Genomic DNA, 6171 nt, shown 5'->3' on the forward strand with positions numbered 1-6171 from the left:
ATATCACTTTGCTAGAAGGTTGCGGTCCGGCCTACCGGCTGGACCACCAAGAAACGGGGCAATGCATGAGCAAAATGACCGAAACCCAGATCGACCCTGCCCAGATAAGGGAGTTTCCGGCCCGCAGCGTGGCCGGCGGCCTCGCACTGCTGATCGGCCTGGCCGGCATCCTCGCCGCAGGCGCCCTGATCGCCATCGGCAGCCAGTCCACACCCGTCGGTCTCCAGGCAGGCCTGGTCGTCTCGGGCATCCTGCTGTTCGTGCTCTCCCTCGCGGCGATGAGCGGCCTCAACATGGTGGCGCCCGGCGAGGCCCGGATCGTACAGCTCTTCGGTCGCTACCGCGGCACCATCCGCACCGACGGCCTGCGCTGGGTCAACCCCTTCACGACCCGCCACACCATCTCCACCCGGGTGCGCAACCACGAGACGGCCGTCCTGAAGGTCAACGACGCGTACGGCAATCCGATCGAGCTCGCCGCAGTCGTGGTGTGGAAGGTCGAGGACACCGCGCAGGCGACCTTCGAGGTGGACGACTTCCTGGAGTTCGTCTCCACCCAGACCGAAGCGGCCGTGCGACACATCGCCATCGAGTACCCCTATGACGCGCACGAGGAGGGCGACCTGTCCCTTCGGGGCAACGCCGAGGAGATCACCGAGAAGCTGGCCGCGGAACTGCACGAGCGGGTGGCGGCAGCCGGCGTGCGCATCATCGAGTCCCGCTTCACCCACCTCGCCTACGCACCGGAGATCGCCTCCGCGATGCTCCAGCGGCAGCAGGCCGGCGCCGTCGTGGCGGCCCGCCGCCAGATAGTCGAGGGCGCGGTGGGCATGGTGGAACTGGCACTCAAACAACTGGCGGAGCATGACGTCGTGGACCTGGACGGCGAGCGGAAGGCGGCCATGGTGAGCAATCTGATGGTGGTGCTGTGCGGAGACCGAGCGGCCCAGCCGGTTGTCAACACGGGCACGCTCTACCAGTGAGCCCCGAGCAGCCGGCGGACCCTGGCGCGAGCCCGACCCCCGCCAGGGGGAGCCGCAAGCAGGTGCTGCTCCGGCTCGACCCACAGGTGTACGAGGCGCTGGCGCGCTGGGCGGGAGAAGAGTTGCGCAGCACGAACGCGCAGATCGAGTTCCTGTTGCGCCGCGCCCTCACCGAGGGGGGCCGACTTCCGAAGGCGGTGCGGCCCATCCCCGGGCGCGGACGCCCCCGCCGGGACGCCCCGGGGGGCGCAGGAGAGGGCGGGCAGTAGTCGTACAGAACCGTGACAAACGGCTCTGACCTGCATCGATCATCCTCATCCGCACGGCGACCCGCGCTCTATACGCGGGGTGTATACATCCGGTGTATACACCCCGCGTATATTCCTGAGCATGTCCTCAGGCCCCATCGCACACACCCTGCTCGGCCTCCTGGAGGCCGGCCCACGGCACGGCTACGACCTCAAGCGCACCTTCGACGAGAAGTTCGGCCACGACCGCCCGTTGCACTACGGACAGGTCTACTCGACCATGTCCCGTCTCCTGAAGAACGGCCTCGTCGAGGTCGAGGGGGTCGAGGCCGGCGGCGGCCCCGACCGCAAGCGGTACGCCATCACCGACGCCGGCGTCACCGACGTCGAGACCTGGCTCAGCCAGCCCGAGAAGCCCGAGCCGTACCTCCAGTCGACCCTGTACACCAAGGTGGTCCTGGCCCTGCTGACCGGTCGCCGGGCCGAGGAACTCCTCGACACCCAGCGTGCCGAGCACCTGCGGCTGATGCGCACCCTGACCGCCCGCAAGCGCGACGGCGACCTCAGCGACCAACTGATCTGCGATCACGCCCTCTTCCACCTCGAAGCCGACCTGCGCTGGCTCGAACTCACCGCCGCCCGCCTCGGTCGGCTCGCCGCGGAGGTGCGCGCATGACCCCGGCCGGTTCCCTCCTGACCGCCACTGAGCTGCGGAAGTCCTACGGGCCGACCCCGGCGTTGGACGGAGCCGAGTTCTCCATCCACGCCGGAGAGGTGGTCGCCGTCATGGGCCCCTCGGGCTCGGGGAAGTCAACTCTGCTGCACTGCCTCGCCGGAATCGTCACGCCCGACTCTGGTTCCATCACCTACCAAGGCCACGAGCTCACCGCCATGAGCGATGCCCAACGCAGCGCGCTACGCCGCAGCGCATTCGGGTTCGTGTTCCAGTTCGGGCAGCTCGTACCGGAACTCACCTGCATGGAGAACGTCGCGCTTCCGCTCCGCCTGAACGGCGTGGCCCGCAAGACGGCCGAGGCGAGCGCCCTGGAGTGGCTGGGCCGCCTGGAGGTCGAGGCCCTGCGCGACAAACGGCCAGGAGAGGTGTCCGGCGGTCAGGGGCAGCGGGTGGCCGTGGCCCGCTCCTTGGTCACCAGCCCCCGCGTGGTGTTCGCCGACGAACCGACCGGCGCACTGGACTCCCTCAACGGCGAACGCGTAATGCAACTGCTCACCGAAGCGGCCCGCTCCACCAACGCCGCTGTCGTCCTGGTCACCCACGAGACTCGGGTCGCCGCCTACTCCGACCGTGAGATCGTCGTGCGCGACGGCCGCTCCCGCGATATGGAGCGCGCCATATGAACATCCCGTCCCCGAACGGCTCCTGGGCGCGGGAGTTGGCGATCGGCGCCAGGTTCGCCGTCAGTGGTGGCCGCGAGGGCTGGACCCGGACCCTGCTCACCGCCCTCGGCGTGGGGCTGGGCGTGGCCCTGCTGTTGGTGACCACCGCCCTGCCGAGCGCGCTCGCGGCCCGTGACGTACGCGGCGACGCCCGCTCGACCTTCACCGCGCCCACCGCCGAACGAGCCGGACCGAACACCCTGCTGGTCGGGGAAGTCGACGTCACCTATCGCACGCTGGACGTCTACGGGCGGCTCCTCCAACCCGAAGGCCCCGACGCGCCCCTGCCCCCGGGCCTGGACGGCTTTCCCGCCCCCGGTGAACTCGCCGTCTCCCCGGCACTGCGCGAACTCCTGGAATCCGAGGACGGCAGGCTCCTGCGCGAGCGGCTCGACGGACGGATCACCGCCACCATCGGGGACCAGGGCCTGGTGGGCCCCGGAGAGCTCGCCTTCTACGCGGGCACCGACCGACTCCGCGCGAGCGGAGCGCACGTTCCACGGATCACCGGCTTCGCCAACACCGCACGCCCCGAACCACTGGACCCGGTGCTGATGCTGCTCCTGGTCATGGTCTTCGTTGCGCTGTTGACACCGGTCGCCGTCTTCATCGCAGCCGCCGTCCGTTTCGGCGGCGAGCGTCGTGACCGCCGGCTTGCCGCACTGCGCCTGGTGGGTGCCGACCGTCGGATGACCAGGCGGATCGCTGCCGGCGAGGCCCTCGCCGGGGCGGTCCTCGGCCTGGGCGTGGGCGCGCTGGTCTTCCTGGCCGTCCGACAGTTCATCGGGGGGATCACGCTGTACCAACGCAGCGTATTCCCCTTCGACCTGAACCCGACGTTGTGGCTGGCCGCCCTGGTGGCCCTCGCCGTTCCGACCGCCGCGGTGGCGGTGACCCTGTTCGCGATGCGTGGGGTCGTCATCGAACCGCTGGGAGTGGTCCGTAGCGCAACCCAGGCCCCGCGCCGGATCTGGTGGCGCCTGCTGCCACCGATGGCCGGCCTGGGGCTGCTCGCCCCGCTGATGGGGCGCGGCAACGACCAGGGCCAGTTCAACCAGTGGCAGGTCAGCTCCGGAGTGGTGCTGCTCCTGATCGGGATCACCGCCCTGCTGCCCTGGCTGGTGGAGAGGGTCGTCACCCTCCTGCGCGGCGGCGGCGTCTCCTGGCAACTGGCCGTGCGCCGGCTACAGATGAGCAGCGGAGCCGCTGCCCGCCTGGTCAACGGCATCGCAGTGGCCGTGGCGGGAGCCATCGCACTTCAGATGCTCTTCGCCGGCGTCGAGGTCGACTACACCAAGCAGACCGGGCAGGACCCCGCTCGCGCCGCCATCGCGGTATTGGTGACCAGGGGGACGGAGGCCGCGGGCCGCCTCGACGCCGTCACCGAAGAACTGCGCCGCGCCCCCGGGGTGGCGAAGGCCACCGCGATCGCCAGCATCGACGCAGCGGCCACCTACCCCGACCCCACCCTCACGACCAGCATCACCGTGGGGAACTGCGAAGCGCTCAGGGAACTCGCTCAGCTTCCCGACTGCCGGGAGGGCGACACCTTCGTGCTGCGCGGCACGGAGTCCGACGCCGACACCCGCGAACTGGCCCGGCCCGGCGCGCAGTTGTTCGCCGGCGCCGTCTACGGCGACGGCGACCGGCCGGTCCGTTGGACACTGCCCGCGGGCGCCCGTTCTGTTCAGGCCCGCAAGGACCCCGGGGGCGTGCTGCGCAGCGGCGTCCTGGCCACCCCGTCGGCCGCACCCCGCGTGGTGGACAACTACGACGTGGCCTCGATCTACCTACAGCCGGACCCGCAGGACCCCGACGCACTGGAGCGCATGCGCACGGCGGTCTTCCACGCGGATCCGCTGATGACGGCGATGACGCTCAGGGCGAGCACGGTCGCCAACCGCTACGCGACCATCCGCACCGGTCTGTTCATCGGCGCCGTCGCGGTACTGCTGCTGATCGGGGCCAGCCTGCTGGTGTCCCAGCTGGAACAGCTACGCGAACGCAAGAAACTGCTCTCGGCGTTGGTGGCCTTCGGCACCCGCCGCTCCACCCTCAGCCTGTCGGTGCTCTGGCAGACCGCAATCCCCGTCGCACTCGGACTCGCACTGGCCACCGCGGTGGGGGTGTCGCTGGGCACGGTGCTGCTGCGGATGACCAACGCCCCGGTGGTCCTCGACTGGCCTTCCGTAGCCTCGATGGCCGGCATCGGTGCGGGGGTCGTGCTGCTGGTGACCTTGTTCAGCCTGCCTCCGCTGTTGCGGCTGATGCGCCCGGACGGCCTGCGCACCGAGTAGGGAAGGACCCGGCCGGAGCGGGCGCTATTCGGCGGGCCACACCGGCAGGGGCCGCACGGCCTCGCGCAGAGCGGAGGCCAGCTCGGTGAACTCCTCCTGCCGCGCCGTGCCGGTCCGCATGGCCAACGCGATGCGGCGGGAGGGCGCCGGTTCGGCGAAGTAGCCGGTGGCCAGGTGTTCGTTACGGGTGGTCTCCAGGCGCAGCGCGGTGCGGGGGAGCAGAGTGACGCCGAGCCCGCCCGCCACGAGTTGGACGAGAGTGGAGAGCCCGGCCGCAGTGGTGGTGACGTCGGCACCCTGGGTCCGGCCAGCCTCTCGGCAGATGTCCAGAGCCTGATCGCGCAGGCAGTGCCCCTCGTCGAGCAGCAGCAGCTGTAGTCCGCGCAGTTCCTCGCGCGGAATGTCCCGACGATCCGCCAGCTCGTGCCCACGAGGCGCTACCAACACGAAGTCCTCGTCGAAAACCGGGAGTTCGGTGACCCCGGGGACGCCAAGGGGTACGGCGAGCAGGAGGAGGTCCAGCCGTCCGGCCGCCAGGCCCTCCAGCAGGGAGGCGGTCTGCTCCTCGTGGACCTGGAGGTCGAGGCGGGGGTAGCGTCGATGGACCAGGCCAAGGACCGTCGGCAGCAGGTAGGGCGCCACGGTGGGGATCACACCCAGTCGCAGCACCCCCGTGAACGGCGCCCGTACGGCCTCGGCCTCCTCCAGCAGGGAGCAGACGGACTCCAGGACCGTTCGGGTGCGGGCGGCGATGCGCTCTCCGGCCGGCGAGAGAAGCACCTTGCGGGTGGTCCGTTCCAGCAGTTGCACCCCGAGGGCTTCCTCCAGCGCGGAGACGGCACCCGAGAGCGCCGGCTGACTCATGCCGATCGCCGCGGCGGCGTCCCGGAAGTGGAGGTGCTCGGCCACGGCGGCGAACGCGCGCAGTTGCGCGAGCGTCGGCTGCTTGGACCTGGACGCCGATACCCTGTTACTCGCACCCACTGATAGGCACCTCCGATCACCTCCCCCCACCTTAAGGCCTGTCCGGCAATCAATGCCGCTGCCGGAGCAGCCACGGACAGCACTGATAGGCAAGGCTGATCACTGGGTTAGTCTTCGGTGATTTCTGCAATCAATGCCGCTGTGCCAGCATGTGAGACCGTCCACCCCCCCCGTTATGTTTTCTGCGGTTCCGCAATGGGGCCGCTGGCCTCTGGGCCCGGCATGGCTGTGTCCCCCTGTCGATGGCATGACCTGGGGGGT

The 6171-nt window shown here is 70.1% G+C and carries 6 protein-coding genes; 5 read left to right on the forward strand and 1 reads right to left on the reverse strand.

What is annotated here, in order from left to right:
• The first annotated feature begins 65 nt into the window (after positions 1-65).
• The 5 genes from ACFYMC_RS27735 (at position 66) to ACFYMC_RS27755 (ending at position 4926) form a co-directional block, all read left to right on the forward strand.
• A complete protein-coding gene (locus ACFYMC_RS27735; protein WP_388530226.1) occupies positions 66-983 on the forward strand; it encodes an SPFH domain-containing protein in 918 nt (305 codons plus the stop codon).
• On the forward strand, positions 980-1252 hold the full coding sequence (locus tag ACFYMC_RS27740) for a hypothetical protein (RefSeq protein WP_388530229.1): 273 nt from the start codon (positions 980-982) through the stop codon (positions 1250-1252). Before ACFYMC_RS27735 ends, ACFYMC_RS27740 begins: the two co-directional genes overlap by 4 nt.
• 121 nt (positions 1253-1373) lie before the next feature.
• On the forward strand, positions 1374-1907 hold the full coding sequence (locus tag ACFYMC_RS27745; RefSeq protein WP_388530232.1) for a helix-turn-helix transcriptional regulator: 534 nt from the start codon (positions 1374-1376) through the stop codon (positions 1905-1907).
• Positions 1904-2590 (forward strand): ABC transporter ATP-binding protein, encoded by a 687-nt coding sequence (locus ACFYMC_RS27750; RefSeq protein WP_388530235.1) that lies wholly within the window; start codon positions 1904-1906, stop codon positions 2588-2590. The genes ACFYMC_RS27745 and ACFYMC_RS27750 overlap by 4 nt, the downstream gene beginning before the upstream one ends.
• Complete coding sequence (locus tag ACFYMC_RS27755) at positions 2587-4926, forward strand: ABC transporter permease (RefSeq protein ID WP_388530238.1); 2340 nt, start codon at positions 2587-2589, stop codon at positions 4924-4926. The genes ACFYMC_RS27750 and ACFYMC_RS27755 overlap by 4 nt, the downstream gene beginning before the upstream one ends.
• A 24-nt stretch (positions 4927-4950) precedes the next feature.
• Here the strand turns inward: ACFYMC_RS27755 and ACFYMC_RS27760 are convergent, their stop codons facing one another.
• On the reverse strand, positions 4951-5910 hold the full coding sequence (locus ACFYMC_RS27760) for a hydrogen peroxide-inducible genes activator (RefSeq protein ID WP_388530241.1): 960 nt from the start codon (positions 5908-5910) through the stop codon (positions 4951-4953).
• Between the last annotated feature and the right edge of the window lie 261 nt (positions 5911-6171).

Source organism: Streptomyces sp. NPDC006879 (assembly GCF_042869595.1).
Lineage (GTDB): Bacteria > Actinomycetota > Actinomycetes > Streptomycetales > Streptomycetaceae > Streptomyces.

Bases quoted from the DNA above. Each gene is read 5' to 3' on its own strand.
- ACFYMC_RS27735 (WP_388530226.1), top strand. From the start codon at position 66: ATGAGCAAAATGACCGAAACCCAGATCGACCCTGCCCAGATAAGGGAG.
- ACFYMC_RS27745 (WP_388530232.1), top strand. From the start codon at position 1,374: ATGTCCTCAGGCCCCATCGCACACACCCTGCTCGGCCTCCTGGAGGCC.
- ACFYMC_RS27750 (WP_388530235.1), top strand. From the start codon at position 1,904: ATGACCCCGGCCGGTTCCCTCCTGACCGCCACTGAGCTGCGGAAGTCC.
- ACFYMC_RS27755 (WP_388530238.1), top strand. From the start codon at position 2,587: ATGAACATCCCGTCCCCGAACGGCTCCTGGGCGCGGGAGTTGGCGATC.